Source organism: Bradyrhizobium sp. CIR48, assembly GCF_014198315.1.
In the GTDB taxonomy this organism is placed as follows: Bacteria; Pseudomonadota; Alphaproteobacteria; order Rhizobiales; family Xanthobacteraceae; genus Bradyrhizobium.
Window position 1 is genome coordinate 270,951 of the sequence record NZ_JACIHG010000012.1, and the last position, 18,280, is coordinate 289,230.

General features: G+C 64.0%; 18 protein-coding genes. 11 read left to right on the forward strand and 7 right to left on the reverse strand.

The genetic code is table 11. The features are described 5' to 3' along the window. The first annotated feature begins 190 nt into the window (after positions 1–190). Complete coding sequence (locus tag GGD66_RS32750) at positions 191–2,020, forward strand: sensor domain-containing diguanylate cyclase (protein WP_246789090.1); 1,830 nt, start codon at positions 191–193, stop codon at positions 2,018–2,020. Positions 2,021–2,050: 30 nt separating this feature from the next. Here the strand turns inward: GGD66_RS32750 and GGD66_RS32755 are convergent, their stop codons facing one another. Beyond that, positions 2,051–3,274, reverse strand: a complete 1,224-nt coding sequence (locus tag GGD66_RS32755; RefSeq protein WP_183260627.1) for a polyhydroxyalkanoate depolymerase — start codon at positions 3,272–3,274, stop codon at positions 2,051–2,053. A gap of 158 nt (positions 3,275–3,432) precedes the next feature. Here GGD66_RS32755 and GGD66_RS32760 point away from each other — a divergent pair, with 158 nt between their 5' ends. Next, complete coding sequence (locus tag GGD66_RS32760) at positions 3,433–4,089, forward strand: glutathione S-transferase family protein (protein ID WP_179736301.1); 657 nt, start codon at positions 3,433–3,435, stop codon at positions 4,087–4,089. 279 nt (positions 4,090–4,368) lie between these two features. On the opposite strand, the gene GGD66_RS32765 is transcribed toward GGD66_RS32760, so the two are convergent. Then, complete coding sequence (locus GGD66_RS32765) at positions 4,369–4,593, reverse strand: hypothetical protein (protein WP_018318578.1); 225 nt, start codon at positions 4,591–4,593, stop codon at positions 4,369–4,371. A 183-nt stretch (positions 4,594–4,776) separates the two neighbouring features. Between GGD66_RS32765 and GGD66_RS32770 the strand changes: the two genes are divergently transcribed. Further along, positions 4,777–5,130, forward strand: a complete 354-nt coding sequence (locus GGD66_RS32770; protein ID WP_092253592.1) for a hypothetical protein — start codon at positions 4,777–4,779, stop codon at positions 5,128–5,130. Positions 5,131–5,139: 9 nt separating this feature from the next. Here the strand turns inward: GGD66_RS32770 and GGD66_RS32775 are convergent, their stop codons facing one another. Further along, positions 5,140–6,243 carry a mandelate racemase/muconate lactonizing enzyme family protein gene (locus tag GGD66_RS32775; protein WP_183260629.1) on the reverse strand — a complete coding sequence of 368 codons (1,104 nt, stop codon included), beginning with the start codon at positions 6,241–6,243 and terminating at the stop codon, positions 5,140–5,142. Positions 6,244–6,415: 172 nt separating this feature from the next. Here GGD66_RS32775 and GGD66_RS32780 point away from each other — a divergent pair, with 172 nt between their 5' ends. The 4 genes from GGD66_RS32780 (at position 6,416) to GGD66_RS32795 (ending at position 10,767) form a co-directional block, all read left to right on the forward strand. Next, positions 6,416–7,249: an AraC family transcriptional regulator gene (locus GGD66_RS32780; RefSeq protein ID WP_183260632.1), complete on the forward strand. Its 834-nt coding sequence runs from the start codon at positions 6,416–6,418 to the stop codon at positions 7,247–7,249. Between the two features lie 139 nt (positions 7,250–7,388). Continuing rightward, entirely contained in the window at positions 7,389–8,315 is a 927-nt protein-coding gene (locus GGD66_RS32785) for an SMP-30/gluconolactonase/LRE family protein (RefSeq protein WP_183260634.1), read from the forward strand. 195 nt (positions 8,316–8,510) lie between these two features. Further along, positions 8,511–9,104 carry a GNAT family N-acetyltransferase gene (locus tag GGD66_RS32790; protein WP_183235073.1) on the forward strand — a complete coding sequence of 198 codons (594 nt, stop codon included), beginning with the start codon at positions 8,511–8,513 and terminating at the stop codon, positions 9,102–9,104. A gap of 16 nt (positions 9,105–9,120) precedes the next feature. After that, positions 9,121–10,767, forward strand: a complete 1,647-nt coding sequence (locus GGD66_RS32795; RefSeq protein ID WP_183260636.1) for a GMC family oxidoreductase — start codon at positions 9,121–9,123, stop codon at positions 10,765–10,767. Positions 10,768–10,890: 123 nt separating this feature from the next. Here the strand turns inward: GGD66_RS32795 and GGD66_RS32800 are convergent, their stop codons facing one another. Beyond that, on the reverse strand, positions 10,891–11,463 hold the full coding sequence (locus GGD66_RS32800) for a hypothetical protein (RefSeq protein WP_183260638.1): 573 nt from the start codon (positions 11,461–11,463) through the stop codon (positions 10,891–10,893). A 244-nt stretch (positions 11,464–11,707) separates the two neighbouring features. Between GGD66_RS32800 and GGD66_RS32805 the strand changes: the two genes are divergently transcribed. Further along, on the forward strand, positions 11,708–12,082 hold the full coding sequence (locus tag GGD66_RS32805; protein ID WP_183260640.1) for a DUF5958 family protein: 375 nt from the start codon (positions 11,708–11,710) through the stop codon (positions 12,080–12,082). An 858-nt stretch (positions 12,083–12,940) separates the two neighbouring features. On the opposite strand, the gene GGD66_RS32810 is transcribed toward GGD66_RS32805, so the two are convergent. After that, complete coding sequence (locus GGD66_RS32810) at positions 12,941–13,783, reverse strand: MoxR family ATPase (RefSeq protein WP_018318586.1); 843 nt, start codon at positions 13,781–13,783, stop codon at positions 12,941–12,943. Positions 13,784–13,891: 108 nt separating this feature from the next. Next, positions 13,892–14,137, reverse strand: a complete 246-nt coding sequence (locus GGD66_RS32815) for a GlsB/YeaQ/YmgE family stress response membrane protein (RefSeq protein WP_018318587.1) — start codon at positions 14,135–14,137, stop codon at positions 13,892–13,894. A 123-nt stretch (positions 14,138–14,260) separates the two neighbouring features. Between GGD66_RS32815 and GGD66_RS32820 the strand changes: the two genes are divergently transcribed. The 3 genes from GGD66_RS32820 (at position 14,261) to sseA (ending at position 17,165) form a co-directional block, all read left to right on the forward strand. Beyond that, a complete protein-coding gene (locus GGD66_RS32820; RefSeq protein WP_028145611.1) occupies positions 14,261–15,436 on the forward strand; it encodes a VWA domain-containing protein in 1,176 nt (391 codons plus the stop codon). 232 nt (positions 15,437–15,668) lie between these two features. Next, entirely contained in the window at positions 15,669–16,082 is a 414-nt protein-coding gene (locus GGD66_RS32825; RefSeq protein ID WP_018318589.1) for a rhodanese-like domain-containing protein, read from the forward strand. Between the two features lie 225 nt (positions 16,083–16,307). Beyond that, positions 16,308–17,165: a 3-mercaptopyruvate sulfurtransferase gene (gene sseA / locus GGD66_RS32830; protein ID WP_183260642.1), complete on the forward strand. Its 858-nt coding sequence runs from the start codon at positions 16,308–16,310 to the stop codon at positions 17,163–17,165. 1 nt (position 17,166) lies between these two features. On the opposite strand, the gene GGD66_RS32835 is transcribed toward sseA, so the two are convergent. Further along, positions 17,167–17,991 carry a hypothetical protein gene (locus tag GGD66_RS32835; protein WP_409362391.1) on the reverse strand — a complete coding sequence of 275 codons (825 nt, stop codon included), beginning with the start codon at positions 17,989–17,991 and terminating at the stop codon, positions 17,167–17,169. Positions 17,992–18,280: the final 289 nt, after the last annotated feature.

Sequence of the window (18,280 nt, forward strand, 5' to 3'; positions counted from 1 at the left end):
CAAGCCGCTCATCGATGCCGTCAGTCTTCCGAAGCCCTGCCAGAAACTCAACCGGAACGAGCAACTATCCCTTAAGCCCAAGGCGTTTACGGGGCTGGGGTGGAGGGAACATCTCTTGATCTATCACCGTAGTGATGTTCGCCAGGGGCGTCTGACGTTCTGGGTCTCGGCATTCGTGGCGGTCGCCTGTATGGCGATTGTCGCGCTCAGCGGCTGGCGGGAATGGTCCTCGCGACTGGCGGTGCTGAAGGGTTCCGAAACGGACATGGCCAATCTGGCCCGGTCGCTGACGCAACACGCGGACGACACGTTCGAACTCGCGGATACCGTTCTGAACGTGCTGGTTGGTCAACTCGAACTGGAGGGAGCCGGGCCAACAGCAATCGCCAAGATTCAGACCTTTTTGACCCGACGCAAAGCCGCGAACCGGATCCGCGCCGTATTTATCTACGACGAGACCGGCCGCTGGCTCGCAACCAGCGAGCCAGTGGATTTCGCCCGTCTCAACAACAGCGACCGGGATTATTTCCAGCATCATCGTGCCGTGGCGGACCGGGGGACCTTCATTGGGAATCCGGTGAAGAGTAGATCGGGCGGTCAATGGATCATCACCGCGTCACGGCGCTTCAACCATCCTGACGGCAGTTTTGCCGGAGTTGCCCTTACGACGATCGATGTCGACTATTTTCTACAATTCTATCGCGGGTTCGACGTTGGCCGGAACGGTTCAATCGCTCTGGCGACCGCGGGAGGCATTGTCCTCGCGCGTACCCCGGACAACGGATACACGGGCCGCGATCTGTCGAGTGCTCCGCTTTTCAAGACTATTCGCGAGCGGCCGGCTGCGGGCGTCTACTACTTCACGTCGCCTCTCGACGGCGTTCGGCGTCTGAGCTTCTATCAACTCAGCAGCCGCTACCCCGTTCTCCTCGTTGCTACGGAATCGGAAGATGACGTCTTGGCCCCCTGGCGCAGAGCCGCGCTGACGCGCATTGCCGCAGTCCTGGCGCTGACTGGTGGGCTCGGTGTTGCCGGGCTCTTTCTGGTGCGCCAGTTGCACCTGCGGCAGAAGATGGCGGCTGCCCTGGTCGCCAAGGAGGCGGATTTTCGCCTCCTTGCAGAGCAGTCGGGAGACATGGTCATGCGCGTCGCAGTCGATGGACGGATCCTCTATGCGTCGCCGTCCACCGCTCGAATCCTTGGCTGGGCTCCGAACGAATTGGTGGACACATCAGCCCTCGCCGGCATCAATCCCGCGGATCTGGCCCGGGTTGAGCAAACGCTCTCCGCATTGATGAACGGCGAAGCCGAGGAGGCGAGAATCACGTATCGCACCCGTCATCGTGAGAAGGAAGAGATCTGGGTCGAAACTGCACTGCGCGTCACGAGGAGTGCGCAGAGTGGACACATCAACGGCGTGGTGGCGATCTCGCGCGACATGACCGAACGCAAGGATCTGGAGGATAGGCTGGCGGCTCTCGCCAGTTCGGACGGCCTAACGGCCTTGGCAAATCGCAGACACTTCGACGAGCGGCTGGAGGCGGAATGGGACCGGGCCAGGCGGGAAGGAACGCCTCTGTCACTGCTGCTGATGGACGTCGATCATTTCAAGAGCTTCAACGACCGGTACGGGCATCAAGCGGGCGATTCATGTCTCCGCTCAATCGCGGGGGTCCTGGCGCAGCAGGCCAGACGGCCGGCAGACGTGGCGGCCCGGTACGGTGGTGAGGAATTCGCCTTGCTGCTACCGAATACCGACGCAGGAGGTTGCGAGCAGGTCGGTGAGCGAATCCGGCAGGCGATCGAGGACCTCGGCATCCTGCACGCGCTCAACCCGTCATCCAGGCAGGTCACCCTCAGCATTGGTGGCGCCACATATCATTCGTTCGGCGACAAGGCGGATTGCACGTCGCTGATAGCGGCTGCGGATAAGGCGCTTTACGCCGCCAAGGAGGGCGGACGCAACCGCATGGTGATGTCAGGGCAAGTCGTCGCGTGGCCCGGCTCGATACGGGCTTGAAGAGCAATTCCAGCGCGCCGCGGCGTGGTGTCACGAATTCACGTGCACGAAATCCCGCAGCAGCGGATAGATCTCGTTATTCCAGCGCCGGCCTGAGAACACGCCGTAATGGCCAACGCCGGCCTGCATGTGGTGGACGCGCCGATAGGCGCGTACGCCGGTGCAGAGGTCCTGCGCGGCGAGCGTCTGGCCGATCGAGCAGATGTCGTCCTTCTCGCCCTCGACTGTCATCAGCCCCATGCGGCTGACGGCTTTGGTGTTCACCGGGCGGCCGCGATGCATCAGTCTGCCTTGCGGCAACAGGTGCTCCTGGAACACGTCGCGCACGGTCTCGATGTAGAACTCGGCCGGCAGGTCCATCACGGCGAAATATTCGTCGTAGAAAGTCTTGATGGTCGCGGCCTTGTCGTTCTCGCCCTTGGCGATGTGGTTGGCGAGATCCATGTGCTGCTTGATGTGGCGCTCGAGGTTCATCGAGACGAAGGCGGTGAGCTGCACGAAGCCGGGATAGACTTTCCGCAGCGCGCCGCGGCACTGCATCGGCACGTAGTTGATCAGGTTCTGCTCGAACCATTCGATCGGCTTGCTCTTGGCGAAGTCGTTGACCCTGGTCGGCTGGATGCGGGTGTCGATCGGCCCCGCCATCAGCGTCAGCGTCGCCGGGCGCGAGGGATGGTTGTCCTCGCACATGATCGCGGCGGCCGCGAGCGCCGACACCGACGGCTGGCAGATCGCCACCATGTGCGGGCGCGGGCCGAGCTGTCCGAGGAAATCGATCAGATGCTCGGTGTAGTCGTCGAGCCCGAAGCGGCCCTCGCTGCGCGGAATGTCGCGCGGATTGTGCCAGTCGGTGATGTAGACGTCGTGGTCCTGCAGCAGCGTCTGCACGGTGCCGCGCAAGAGCGTCGCGAAATGGCCGGACATCGGCGCCACCAGCAGCATGCGCGGCTGCTCCGTCACGCCGTCCTTCCTGAAGTGCAGCAGCGAGCCGAACGGTGTCGCGTAGGCGACCTCCTCGGTGACGGCGACTTCGCGATTGCCGACCATGACGCTGTCGATGCCGTAGGCCGGGCGATGATAGGTGAGGGTGGAGCGCGAGATCAGCTCCAGCGCCGCCGAGAGACGGCCGACGACCTGGTCCGACATGCCCTGCGGCACCAGATTGAGGAATTTGAGCGCGGACGAAGCCCCCGCCCGCCACGGCGCTGTCAGGTCCATCTGGTTCTGAAAGGCCTGATAATACATCGACATCATACTGAAGTGCCCACCTGTCCCCCCGTCGTGATGCAATATCGAAGCCAGATGGGAGCCGGACCGCCGGGAAAATTGGCACGTCGCTTGCTGCTCTTTGGGCGGGAAGGACGGGGCACGCACGCGCGGCAGTGCGCGCCCAGGCGTGAGGGAATGGCCATATGGCGAAGGCGACTCTGACCATCAGCAGCAAGAACTACTCGTCCTGGTCGCTGCGCGGCTGGCTGCTGACGAAATTCTCCGGGCTCGATTTCGAGGAAATCGTCACCGCGCCGGACGATCCGTCGGCGCGCGCCGAAATCCTCTTGCTGTCGTCGTCGATCCTGGTGCCGTGTCTGCGGCACGACGGTGCCGTGGTGTGGGATACGCTGGCGATCGCCGAATACCTCAACGAGGCGATGCCGTCAGCCGGCCTGCTGCCTGATGACCGCGTGCAGCGCGCCCATTGCCGCTCGATCTCGGGCGAAATCCACTCCGGCTTCACCACGCTGCGCGCCTCGCTGCCGGTGAATCTGAAGGGACGTTTTCCCGGCTTCAAGATCTGGTCGCGCGCGCAGGCCGACATCGATCGGGTCTGGTCGATCTGGCGCGACTGCCTGGACAGGTCGGGCGGCCCGTTCCTGTTCGGCGAGCGGCGAACCATGGCGGATGCGATGTACGCGCCCGTGGTGACGCGCTTCGTCACCTACGACGTCAAGCTCGAGCCGCAGCTGAAGGCCTACGCCGACACCATCATGGCGATGGATGAGATGAAGGAATGGATCGCGGCGGCGAGGGAAGAGCCGGCCGAGATCGAGGAGCTCGAGGTCGAATATTAGGCAGGCCTTGCCTGGCCCTGCCTGTTTCGGGGGCGGGGACCGGCCACAGCAACTTGAGCGCTATGTCCTTTTCGCGATTAACCTTTGGCGCCCGTGCGAGGCGTGGGCCATCCACCGCGCTGCGCAGATATTGTACGCGCCGGCCAAGCCACATCGATATCTAGCCGTGAACAGCTGCGTACACGTCCGTTCGGCTGATTCGGACGTGATTCGTTCGGGCCGCGTTCCGAAGGTTAAGACGGAGCGCGGCCCCGTTGCATTTTGGAACAAATATGGGCGTCAGGCGGCCCCGCGCTGCCTCACGCGCGGCAGGCGCCAGCCGATGACGGTCGCTTCGACCGCGATGCCGGCCTCGTGGTTCTGCCAGCGTCCCTCGACATAGCGACAGGCGAACGGCAGTTGGTACGTTCCGCTGTGGTCCTCGCACAGCACTTCGAGCGCCAGGCCCGGCGGTGGTTCTCCGGCGCCGTCGAATTCCGCCAGTCGTCTATCGCGCGTTGCCATTCCAAAAATCTCCCCTAAACAAAGCCGCGGAACGAGCGCCCACTTCTTCCGCGTGCGGATCATCGTTCCCCGTCCAAGGGAACGATGCAAGCTCAACGCGAGAATGCGGTGCGAGTGTGGTAGCCTTGAGTGGCTGTGCGCAAACAGCGCACATTGCCGTGATCGATCGGAGAGGAACCTTTCATGCTGCTTCGAAACGCCGGCGTTTGTTTCGCAATATTGCTGCTCGCAACGCTGGCGAATGCGCAGGTGCACGCGCAGGACGTGCCCGGTATCGAGATCTGCACGGTCGAGAAGACCATGGAGCGGCGCACCAGCTGCCTGCAGAGCAATGTCGACTTCCTGCAGAAAACGATCACCAAGCTCGCGCTCGACCAGCAGCAGAAGCTGGATGCAGCAAACCGTCAGATCGATGCGCTGAAGACGAACCTCGCCGGCCTGCAGAAGACGCTCGGCGATCTCCAGGCCGCGCAGGTGAAGACGGCCGATGATCTGAAGAAGAAGCAGGACGCGCCGGCGGCGAAGGACGCGAAATAAGCGAGCCGATCACGCCACGCGATAGCGCTCCATCACGTCCCGATCAGGCTCATAGCCGAGCCCCGCGCCCGCGGGCACCGCGACATGGCCGGTGGCATCGCTGTCGGCGCGGCCGCTCCAGAGGCAGGCTTCGCGCTTGAGATAGAACATTTCGACCAGCCCGTCCTCGCGTGTCGCCAGAAGGTGCAGCGTCGCGAGCAGGCCCGGACCGAAATACGGCGAGTGCGGAACGATCTTGACGCCGAGCTGATCGGCGAGCGCCGCGACCTTCAGAAATTCCGTGATGCCGCCAACCTTGGTCACCGACGGCTGGGCGTGGCTCACCGCGCCGGCCTGCATCATCTGGCGGAATTGATATTCCGTGCAGGCGTTCTCGCCGGCGGCAATCCCGAGCCCGCCTTTGCTGCGCACCTCGGCGAGCGCGGCGAAATCCTCCGGCGGCCAGACCGGCTCCTCCAGAAACATCGGCCGTGCGTCGCGGCAGGTCGTTGCGAACGCGATCGCCTGCTCGGCCGTCAGCGGGCAGTTCATGTCGACCATCAGCGGAACGGTCGGTCCGATCGCCTCCCGGGCGGCGAACACCGCCGGCGCCGTGGTCTCGTGCAGCTTGATCGCGCCATAGCCGAGCGCGAGCGCCTTCCTGCATTCGGCCGCGATGTTGTCGGGCGAGCCGATCCGCAGCAGGCTCGCATAGGCGGGAATGGCCGTGCGCCTGATCTCGCCGAGCAGGCGATGCAGGGGCACCCCCTGCACCTTCGCCGCCAAATCCCACAGCGCGATGTCGAGCGCTGAGATCGCGAACATGGTGATGCCGTAGCGGCCGAACAGATGCAGATTGCGCTGGATCTGCTCCATGGCAGCGGGAATGCCGGCCGTATCGGGCACCTTCAGCCCGCGGGCCTGCGGTGCGATCATCTCCTCGACGGCGCTGCGCGCGGTGCGCGGGCAGACATAGGCAAAGGCGTCGCCCCAGCCGGTCAGCCCGGCATCGGTGATGACCTCGACCAGCACCATGTCGAGCGCGGTAATCGCGGACGCGCCCTGGCGAAAGCTCGCGACACCGGCGTCATAGGGGATGCGGATATGGTGTGCCCGCACATCGGTGATGTCCATGACGTGGGGTTCCTCTTTCTCGTGAGCGGTTCGAAACAGTCTAGCCGCGAATGCCGGGGCGTTGCCAGTGGCTATTCCCGAACTATCCTCACGCGAGGACAGCAATGCCGATCAAGCGAAGCCGGCGCTGAGGGCGCATCATCGTCACGCTTCGAACGAGGGTTGAGCCGCCATGAACCCTGCCCAACGCGCGCTCTGGTATATCGAGAGCCATCTGGCCGAGCCGATGACGCTCGACGAGATCGCTGCGATCGCGGGCGTGTCGCGGTTCCACATCGTGCGCGCGTTTGCCGCAGCCACCGGCCTTCCGGTGATGCGCTACGTCCGCGCGCGGCGGCTGACCGAGGCGGCGCGTCTTCTCGCGAACGGCGCGCCCGACATTCTGTCGCTGGCGCTGGAGGCCGACTACGGCTCGCACGAAGCTTTCACCCGCGCGTTCCGCGACCAATTCGGCACCACGCCCGAAGCGGTCAGGGCGGCGATGTGCGTCAATGACCTCAAGCTTCAGGAGCCGATCCTCATGGACTCCACCATGCTCGACCATCTCGCCCCGCCGCGTTTTGAGACCGAGCGGGCGTTGCTCGTCGCCGGTCCCGGCGAGCGCATTTCTTGCGACAACGGCGCCGTCATCCCCGGCCTCTGGCACCGCTTTCACCAGGAGGTCGCCGATATTCCATCGAGGGTCGGACAGGTCGCCTATGGCGTCTGCTGCAACGGCGACGATTCCGGCAATTTCGACTACATCGCGGGCGTCGAGGTCGCCGAGTTCTCGGACCTGCCGCGACGCTTCGCCCGCATCCGCATTCCCGAGCAGCGCTATGCGGTGTTCACGCATACCGAGCACGTCGCCTCGATCCGCCGCACCGTCAACACGATCTGGAATCGATGGCTGCCCGCCTCGGGATTGACGGCCGCGGACGCGCCGAGCTTCGAGCGCTACGACGAGGCGTTCGATCCCGCAACCGGGAATGGTGGCTTCGAGATCTGGCTGCCGGTGAAGCATTAGGGCTTCCGCAACGCTGGCATACCATCCCGCTTGCTTGGCAAGCCGAGGCGACTTTGTCATAACCGCAGGCAAATCTTGCGTGTGGGGCCCGTGCCGGACATCCCGTGCAAGCCATAACAAGGAGCCGGGAGGGTCCCCAATGTCTGACGTCCGCGTTCTCGCCACCGACCTCGAATTTCCCGAAGGGCCGGTTGTGATGCCGGACGGCTCGGTGGTGCTGGTGGAGATCCGCGGCCAGCGCCTGACGCGCGTTTATCCCGACGGCCGCAAGGAGATCGTCGCGAAGATTCCGGGCGGCCCGAACGGTGCCGCGCTCGGGCCCGACGGCAAGATCTACATCTGCAACAATGGCGGCTTCTCCTGGATCCCGACCCGCAAGATGATCATGCCGGGCCCGCAGCCGGACGATTACCTCGGCGGCTCGATCCAGCGTGTCGATCTGCAATCCGGCAAGGTCGAGACCGTCGTCACCAGATGCGGCGAGCACGATCTGCGCGGGCCGAACGATCTGGTGTTCGACAAGCAGGGCGGCCTGTGGTTCTCCGATCTCGGCAAGCGCCGCGCGCGCGAGATGGACGTCGGCGGCATGTACTACCTCAAGCCCGGGATGACCGAGCTCGTCGAGATCGTGCACGGCATATTGCCGGCCAACGGCATCGGGCTGTCGCCGGATGAGAATACCGTCTACATCGCGGAGACGCCGACCGGCCGGCTGTGGGCCTACGAGCTCTCCGCGCCCGGCACGCTGAAGCCGCGCGACGTGATCTATCGTGGCGAGCGCGGCAAGCCGATCTGCGGCCTCGGCGGCTACCAGATGTTCGACTCGCTCGCGGTGGAAGCCGGCGGTAATGTCTGCGTCGCCACCCTCGTCTCCGGCTGCATCTCGGTGATCGCACCCGACGGCACGCTGGTCGAGCAGGTCCCGACCGGCGACCGCGTCACCACCAACATCGCCTTCGGCGGCCCCGAGCTGGAGACGGCCTACATCACGCTGTCAGGCAAGGGCGAGCTGGTCGCCATGGACTGGCCGCGCAGCGGATTGCCGTTGAATTTTTTGAACAAGTGAGCCAAGCCGTCATTGTGCGAGAGGCGAGGTAACTCTCAGACCCTCACCCTGAGGAGCGCGCCCTTGGCGCGCGTCTCGAAGGGCGAGGCCACCAGCCGGGCCTTCATCCTTCGAGACGCGCGTTCCGCGCTCCTCAGGATGAGGATCTGGCACCCGGAATGCCTCGCCGCATAGTGACGTAAGGAGAGACCTCAAATGCCCTGGCCCGATCCCATCACCCTGCGTGGACAGCACGCCCGTCTCGAGCCGCTGTCGCATCAGCATCTCGATGGGTTGGTGACGGCCGTCAAGGACGGTGAGCTGTCAAAACTCTGGTACACCGCGATCCCGCTGCCGGAGAACATGGCCAAGGAGATCGACCGGCGCCTCGGGCTGCAGGCCGCGGGCTCGATGCTGCCGTTCACCGTGTTCGACGCCGGCGGCAACGTCGTCGGCATGACCACCTACATGAACATCGATGCCGCCAACCGCCGCGTCGAGATCGGCTCGACCTGGTACGGCAAGAGCGCGCAGCGCGGCCCGCTCAACACGCAGTGCAAATTGCTGCTGCTTCGCCATGCTTTCGAGACCCTGAACTGCATCGCGGTCGAATTCCGCACGCATTTTTTCAACCACCAGAGCCGCCGCGCCATCGAGCGCCTCGGCGCCAAGCAGGACGGCATCCTGCGCAGCCACCAGGTCGCGCCGAACGGCACGCTGCGCGACACCGTGGTCTACAGCATCACCGCCGCCGAATGGCCAACGGTGAAGACGCATCTGGAATTTCAACTCAACGACAAGCCGCGCTAGGAGCGGCCGAGGCACCATGGACAGATTTGATTATGTGATCGTCGGCGCGGGCTCTGCCGGTTGCGTGCTCACCAGCCGGCTGAGCGAAGACCCCAACACCAGCGTGTGCGTGCTGGAAGCCGGCCCGTCCGACTGGCATCCCTACATCCATCTGCCGGCGGGCTTCATCAAGACCTTCCACATGAAGAGCATCAACTGGGCCTACCAGCAGGAGCCAGGGCCCTGGACCGGCGGGCGCAGCATCTATGCGCCGCGCGGCAAGACGCTCGGCGGTTCGTCCTCGATCAACGGCCACATCTACAACCGCGGCCAGCGGATGGATTTCGACACCTGGGCGCAGATGGGCAATCGCGGCTGGGGCTATGCCGACGTGCTGCCCTACTTCCGCCGGCTGGAGAAACGCGTGGGCGAGGGCGAGGACACCTATCGCGGCCGCGAAGGCAGTCTCACCGTCACCACCATGGAGTGGCGCGACCCGCTGTGCGAAGCCTTCATGGAAGGCGCGGTCTCGCTCGGCATTCCCCGCAATCCCGACTACAACGGCAAGACCCAGGAAGGCGTCTCCTACTGCCAGCGCACCATCAACAACGGCCTGCGCGTCTCCGGCGCGACCGCGTTCCTCAAACCGGCGATGAAGCGGCCCAACGTGCATGTGCACACCCATGCGCACGCGACCGAGATCATCTTCGAGGGCAAGCGCGCCGTCGGCGTGCGCTACACCAAGGGCGGCCGCGGCGGCATGCCGGTGGAGGTGCGCGCCAACAAGGAAGTCATCCTCTCCGGCGGCACCTATAATTCGCCGCAGCTCTTGCAGCTCTCCGGGGTCGGCTCGCCCGATCTGCTGCAGCAGCACGGCATCGCGGTGCGTCACGCGCTGCCGGTCGGCGAGGGCCTGCAGGACCACTATGCCCCGCGCACGGTGGCGCGCGTCAAAGACATCAAGACCATCAACGAGCTTCGCCGCGGCTTCTCGCTGTGGATCGAGGCGCTGAAATGGGCGACCGCGCGCCGCGGCCTGCTCTCGCTGTCGCCGACCATGGTCTATTGCTTCTGGCATTCCGGCGAGAGCGCCGAGAGCTCTGACCTCCAGCTCACCTTTACGCCGGCGTCCTACAAGGAAGGCGTGCAGGGCCAGCTCGAGGACGAGCCCGGCATGACCGTGGCGTCCTGGCAGCAGCGCCCGGAGAGCCGCGGCTATGTCCGCATCCGCTCGTCCGATCCGTTCGCACCGCCGATCATCCAGACCAACTATCTCGATGCCGAGCTCGACCGTCGCGTCATCGTCGGCGGCATGAAGCTCGCGCGGCGCCTTTTGAAGTCCGCGCCGTTGTCGCCCTATTACGCCTACGAGGATTTCCCCGGCCCTAACGTCAACACCGACGACGAGTTCTTGCAAGCCGCCACCGAGCGCGGCACCACCACCTTCCACCCCGGCTGCACCTGCCGCATGGGCCCGGCGGATTCGACCTGGGCGGTGGTCGACGACCAGCTCCGCGTCCACGGCCTCGAAGGCCTCCGCGTCATCGACGCCTCGGTCATGCCGCGCATGATCTCGGCGAATTTGAACGCGTCGACGATGATGATCGCCGACCGCGCCTCGGACCTGATCCGCGGCAAGCAGCCGATGGAAGCCGCAAGGATTCCGGACGCCGCGGTGGCGTAGGGGCTTCGTAGGATGGGTTAGCGCGCGGCTGCGCGAAGGCGCAGTCCGCTGGCGTAGTTCACCATTTATGCTGAAACCAAGAGGCGGATTACGCTGACGCTGACCCCACCGTACGGCGCTGATCTAGGAGTAATTCGCCTGGAGCATCGTCAGAAATCCCTCGCCGAAGCTGTCAACCAATTCACGATCGCGCTGCGTTCGACGCGAAAGCCAGCCCCTGACGTCGCCCAGCGAGAAGAAGCAGTCCTTGATGTCCTCGATACTCATGAGCTGTTGAGAGCTATCAATCGCAAAAATGCCGACATCGACCGGACTGGCTTGATAGGCGGCCCACCTATTCTGGCTGTCCACAAGAGCTAGTCCATAGACGTCGCCCTCATCGAGCATGGCGTTGCCAAGCGCAAAAATTCCCAGAGTCCAATCAGCGTCTCTCGTCAGTCGCGCTAGGAAGGACCGGCTTGAACTGGCAAACACATCCATATCGGCATCCGAGCCGAGGCATATCGTGGTCGCTTGCCGAATCGCGACAGCTAACGGTTTTGAGGTGCAGATGTCGGTGTCAAAGAACAGATACTGCTTGAACCGGCGATTGAAGACATCGCAGGGAAGCTCGACGCCGAGAAGGACCGTTTCCAACTGTTTTGGCATAGTGTTGAGCGTCGTATCCTTGCCTGCGATCACCTTCCGCGGGAGCATAGCTTTGTGCCAGAGTTGTTGAAACGTCCCACGGGAGGCTCGATGGACAACACATATGTTGAGCCCTGGCGTCAAGTCACCGATGCACCGGAGCGCCTTCTTCTCGAAGAAGAGTTGACGAAAGAGGCTGTGATGGGCACCTGCTTGTCGGCTGGGAGATTAAGGTGCTCGCAAGATGTGATGATCGGGAGGATATCCTGGTCTCGTCAGGCGATGGAAGTTTTCGGCGGGCTTGGATGGCACGATGCTGAATGTCGACGAACAAATCCTGTTGAACCAACTGGCGCAGGGGATCGCAAGCGCTTCGGAAGGGGACGCTTGGTTTGGCGCGCAGAGCGAGGATAATAAGCGCAGGCTGCTCCGTGGCTTGAGTAACTTCATATTGCAGGCCAGTCCGAAGCTTGAAGATGTGACAGTTGCAATTGCCAAGTCACGACTAAAGCCGACGCTTACTCCCTGCGTCTTGCTTGCGATGCCTCACCTCAAGGTTCAATTGGCCAAGCTCTCGACGCTGCCTGAGTTTGAGTTGCCTCGCGTGTTTCGACTCCTCATCAAGTTGCTCGCAGCCGCAGACAACAGGCGTCGCAGGGAGCGGCCACTGGATCTTATAAATCATTAGTGGCATCGGGACTTAAGCGATCCGGAGGTCGTGAACGACATTAAGCGAGCCAAGGGGGCGTAGCCTCGGTTACTTGCCGCGTGATGAGCTGCGATCTTCTCAAGCTTGCCCGTCGGGCAAAACACCAGCCACCCCGTCAACCCCTCTTCGCAAAAATATTCCACTTTACCGAAATTCGGAATTGCGTCATACATCGACGCAGCCCGGCCCGACGAAGAGGGGCGGTTCGCGAGTCGTTCGAAACGCGGGTCGGGTTGCGGTGGACGCGGCAGCGTCGGCACGAGAGGTAGCGGGCAGGGCGGGTAGTCCCTGTGAGCCCGAGGCCGCGTGTAGACGAACGGCGCTGAGCGCGTACGGCAAAACCGTGTGGTCCTGGCCGTCGTTGCTACGGTCAAGCCTTTGCGGAGATGTGCGCGAGCCCAACCGGGTGGACGGCATTGTCAATTCGCAGGGGCGAGGGAGGCCAGAAGGAAAGTTCGGCTCCCGGGAGAGCACGGCATAAGCCGTCCGACCATCGCGCAGGGAAGGCCGTGTGTTCGGCACCACCTGTATGCTGCTGTGCGGTTTTCTGCGTGTGCCTTTTGCGCAGCAGACCGCGGGTGCGAGGTCAGCACCCGGCCTTCCCTGCGCCCTCTTTCTTGGAGGGTGGAGCGATTGAAGCAAAGCTCGGGCGAGATGCGCCGCGAGGACGCGAAGGCGTGTCTGCGATTCAAAACGCGACTGAAATGGCGAGGCTGCTGCCACATGCGCGAACATCGTAGGGTGGGCAAAGCGCAGCGTGCCCACCAGAAGCAAATGGTGGGCACGGCGCTTTGCGCCTTTGCCCACCCTACGGCACCGTGCGTTACACGAGGCGTCTCACACTTCCCTTCTGCTCAGGAACGCCAGCCGCTCGAACAGATGAACGTCCTGCTCGTTCTTGAGCAGCGCGCCGTGCAGCGGCGGGATCAGCTTTCGCGGGTCGCGCTCGCGCAGCTGCTCGACGCTCATGTCCTCGTTGAGCAGCAGCTTGAGCCAGTCGAGCAACTCCGAGGTCGACGGCTTCTTCTTCAGGCCGGGCACCTCGCGCACCTCGAAGAAGATGCGCAGCGCCTCTTCCACCAGGCGCTTCTTGATGCCGGGGAAGTGGACGTCGACGATCCGATGCATGGTGTCGGCATCGGGGAACTTGATGTAGTGGAAGAAGCAGCGGCGCAGGAAGGCGTCCGGTAGCTCCTTCTCGTTGTTGGAGGTGATCATCATGATCGGGCGTTGCTTGGCCTTGATCGTCTCGCCGGTCTCGTAGACATGGAATTCCATGCGGTCGAGCTCGAGCAGCAAATCGTTCGGGAATTCGATGTCGGCCTTGTCGATCTCGTCGATCAAGAGCACCGGGCGCTGCTCGGCGGTGAAGGCTTCCCACAGCTTGCCGCGCTTGATGTAGTTCTTGATGTCGGACACGCGCGCGTCGCCGAGCTGGCTGTCGCGCAGGCGCGACACCGCGTCGTATTCGTAGAGGCCCTGCTGCGCCTTGGTGGTGGACTTGATGTGCCAGGTCAAAAGCGGCGCGTTCAGCGCCTTCGCCACTTCCTCCGCCAGCACGGTCTTGCCGGTGCCGGGCTCGCCCTTGATGAGCAGCGGGCGCTCCAGCACGATCGAGGCATTGACGGCGACCTTGAGATCGTCGGTCGCAACATAGTCCTTGGTGCCGGTAAATTTCATTGCGTGTCCTTGGGTAATCGTCGGCGCGAGGCATTTGCCAATGTCATGGCCCCGGTCGCGACAAGGGAACGGCCGCTCGTGGCGGCCGTTCCTGGTTCGGTCAGGCTTTCAGACCCGTTTTATCAGCGAAAGGATGACGAGCACAATCACCGCGCCGATGGTGGCGTCCACGATGGCGCCGACCGTGCCTGTTGCCAGCTGAATGTGCAGCTGGGGCAACACCCAGCTTGCGACCAGCGCGCCGATGATGCCGACGACGATGTTGCCGATCAGTCCAAATCCCGCCCCGTGGACAATCTTGCCCGCAAGCCAGCCTGCGATCGCCCCGATGATGAGCGCTGCGACAATTCCCATTGCAAACGTCCCCAAAACAACCCCGTGAGAGCCCCAATTCTAGAGCAAAAAGCTTCCCGGTCCAGCACCCCGCGACGGTCTCCGCCCCTTGACGTCAGCCACCCGACGGGCAATCTGTCACCCATGTTCCTGCAATTCTTCACCTCTCTGCGCGACGCGCAGGTCCCCGTGACGCTGCGCGAATACCTCACGCTGATGGAGGCGCTCGACGCCGATCTGTCGGATTATTCAGTCGAGAATTTCTACTACCTGTCGCGCACCTCGCTGGTGAAGGACGAGCGCAACCTCGACAAGTTCGACCGCGTCTTCGGCACGGTGTTCAAGGGGCTGGAAAACCTGCTCGACGCCATGGAGAAGGCGGAGATCCCCGAGGAGTGGCTGAAGAAGCTCGCCGAAAAATACCTGACTGACGAAGAGAAGAAGCAGATCGAGGCCATGGGCTGGGACAAGCTCATGGAGACGCTGAAGAAGCGCCTCGAGGAGCAGAAGGGCCGCCACCAGGGCGGTTCGAAGTGGATCGGCACCGCCGGCACCTCGCCGTTCGGCGCCCACGGCTACAATCCCGAAGGGGTGCGCATCGGCCAGGAGAAGAATCGCAACAACCGCGCCGTGAAGGTGTGGGACAAGCGCGAGTTCAAGGACCTCGACGGTAATGTCGAGCTCGGCATCCGCAACATCAAGGTGGCGCTGCGCCGTCTGCGCAAATTCGCGCGCACCGGCGCGCCCGACGAGCTCGATCTCGACACCACCATCCGCGAGACCGCCAATCACGGCTATCTCGACGTTCACATGCGCCCCGAGCGGCGCAACGCGGTGAAGCTCCTGGTGTTCTTCGACATCGGCGGCTCCATGGACGCGCATATCGAGCAGGTCGAGGAGCTGTTCTCGGCGGCGAAGAGCGAGTTCAAGCACATGGAGTATTTCTACTTCCACAACTGCCTCTATGAAGGCGTGTGGAAGCAGAACAAGCGCCGTTTCACCGACCGCACCCCGACCTGGGACGTGCTGCACAAATACCCGCACGACTACAAGATCGTGTTCGTCGGCGACGCCTCGATGTCGCCTTACGAGATCATGGTGCCCGGCGGCTCGGTCGAGCACGTCAACGAGGAGCCCGGCTCGGTCTGGCTGGACCGCATCATCCGCACCTATCCGCATGCAGTGTGGCTGAACCCGGTCGCTCAGAAGCATTGGGATTATTCGGAATCGACCACCATCATCAAACGCATTTTTGCCAACCGGATGTATCCGATCACGATCGAGGGGCTTGAGGGCGCGATGAAGGAATTGACGCACTGATGCATGAGTGAGCCCGGCCCTGTCGGCGACGGGTCTGCGCTCCCTCCCCCGCTTGCGGGGGAGGGAGCCTCCACAACGGGAGAGTCCCCTAGAGGAGAGAGCCCTCACCCGCATCGCTCGGGACGATGCTTCGCATCGCTCGGCGCGCTGCGACCTCTCCCGCAAGCGGGAGAGGTGACCCCACCTCAGGCAGTTCGCTTGGGGACGATGACGTAACAAGAGGGAGAACCACATGCCCCAAAACATCACCCGAGGCATCAAGGCGCTGATCGACGAGGCCAATGCCGAGATCGAGACGCTCAACGCCAAGGACGCCATCGAGATCTCCAAGAACGGCGATGTCGTCATCGTCGATATCCGCGACCCCCGCGAGATCGAGCGCGACGGCCGCATCCCCGGCGCGTTCGCCTGCACTCGCGGCATGCTCGAATTCTGGATCGATCCGCAGAGCCCCTACGCAAAGCCGGTCTTCCAGGAGGACAAGAAGTTCGTCTTCCACTGCGCCGGGGGACTGCGTTCCGCACTCGCGGCAAAGACCGCGCAGGACATGGGCCTCAAGCCCGTCGCCCACATCGCCGGCGGCTACGCCGCTTGGCGCGATGCCGGCGGGCCGACCGAGCAGTGGGAGCCGAAGAAGAAGGGGTGAGGGGTGCTCCGCTATCTCTCCGGGCTCTGCTGCCATTCCCCGCGAAGGCGGGGAATCCAGTACGCCGCGGCCTCTCGGTTCCATCACAACCGCCTCTGGAATACTGGATCGCCCGTTCCTAGTGCGCAATTGCGCACTGGCCGGGCGATGACAGCGGAGTGCGACGCGCGCTGCTTCAGTCTCGCTCGCGCGGCGCATGCTCCGGAATGACAAGGAAGAAATCGCATGACCAGCGCCACCGACCCCCTCGTCTCCACCGAATGGCTCGCCGCCCATATCAACGACGCCAACGTCAAAGTGCTCGACGCCAGCTTCAAGCTGCCGGGCGTGCTGCCGCTGCCGAAGGACGATTATCTCGCCGCGCACCTGCCGGGCGCTGCGTTCTTCGACGTCGATGCGATGTCGGATCATTCCAACCCGCTGCCGCACATGTATCCGAGCGCCGAGCAGTTCGGCCGTGACATCGGCAATCTCGGCATCTCCAACGCCGACACGGTCGTGCTCTACGATGCCGGCGGCTGGGTCGCAGCGCCCCGCGCCTGGTGGATGCTCCTGGCCTTCGGCCATAACAATGTGCGCATCCTCAATGGCGGCTTGAAGAAGTGGCGCGCCGAAGGGCGAGCGGTCGAGAGCGGCGAGGTGAAGCCGAAGCCCGCGACGTTCAAGGCGACTTACGATCCGAAGCGCGTGCGCAGCATGCAGCAGCTGATCGCCAATGTCGAAAGCCGTGCCGAGCAGGTGATCGACGCGCGCGCCGCCGACCGCTTCGAGGGCCGCGCGCCCGAGCCGCGCGCAGGCATCCGCTCCGGCCACATCCCCGGCGCGCGCAACTTGCCCTACAATCTGCTGTTCGATGCGGCGACGGGCACGATGAAGCCGCTCGAGGATCTGCGCGCCGCCTTCACGAGCGCCGGCGTCAAGCTCGATGCGCCGATCGTGACGAGCTGCGGCTCGGGCGTCTCGGCCGGCGTGCTGACGCTCGCGCTCTATCGCCTGGGGATCACCGACACCGCGCTCTATGACGGCTCGTGGTCGGAATGGGGCCAGGAAAAAGGCCCGGCCATCGCAACCGGGCCGGCCTAGCCTACTGGCGCGACCTCGCGGCCGTCGTCGTCGCGAAGGTCTGCGGCTGGCCGAACGGATCGAGCTGCTGCTGCAACTGCTGAGGCGGCGGACGTCGCACCACGCGATGCCGCTTCTTGGCCTTCGCCTTGCGCTTGGTCGCCTTGTCGTCAGGCTTGCTATCAGCCTTGCTCTCGGTCTTGGCCTTCGCCGGCGCATCCTTCACGGCCGTCGTCGCCGGCTCGTTCAGAGCCGCCAGCTTGGCCGAGGCGGCATCGAGTGCGGAGGAGGCCAGGGCCGCGCTGGGATCGACCGGCGCCGGCTCGCTGGCGGTCGCGGCAGGCTCGGCCGCGGGGATCGACGCCGTGGTGTCGGCAGCGGTGAGTGTATCGGCGGGTGCCGGCACTGCGGTCTCCGTTGCCGTCTCGGCCTTGGCCGGTTCGGCGACGGGGACGTCAGCCGGAGGTGCCGCGACCTGGGGCTGAGCCTCGGTCTCGGTCGTCAGGGCGGCGACCTGCTCGGGCTCGCTTTCGGGCAGTCCAATGGTCGGCACCCGGTCGCGCAGCGACGGCTCGGGCTCGGCGGTCAGCTCCGGCTCGGCGCGGAGGACCGCGAGCACCGGCTGGGCCGGCTCGGGAGCCCGCGCGAACACCTGCTCCTGCGGGCCGTTCCGCCAGGAGGGATTGCTGACATACTGCTCATGGCTCGCCCGCAGCAGTGCGGCGGCGCCCAGGCCGAACACCAGGATGGAGACTGACAGCAGGATCGCGGCAAACAGGAAGCGAAAGCCGGGAAGCATCGAGCGGTTGCGAATTTCCGCCCCGGCGGCGAAGAGGCCAGGGCCCAAGAGCCATCTGAACGCGGTGACGGTACTGTTTGCCGCGTTCGCCACGCGGGGATCGGGAGCTCGAATGGGCGGCGAATCAGGCTGATTCGAACATACCGCAACGATTCCGACCCGTTCCGCAAAAAACGGGCCGAGGACTCCGGCAATTGACGCCATGAGCCGATTTCCGCCCCGTGATGCAACGGGGCAACGGTAGTCTTGCGGATCACAAATCGGCAGGTCCGGCGCAAATAAGCCTGATATGTCTTGAATGTGCCGCTATCTTCGGCCATCTGGCCGTTAACGGTCC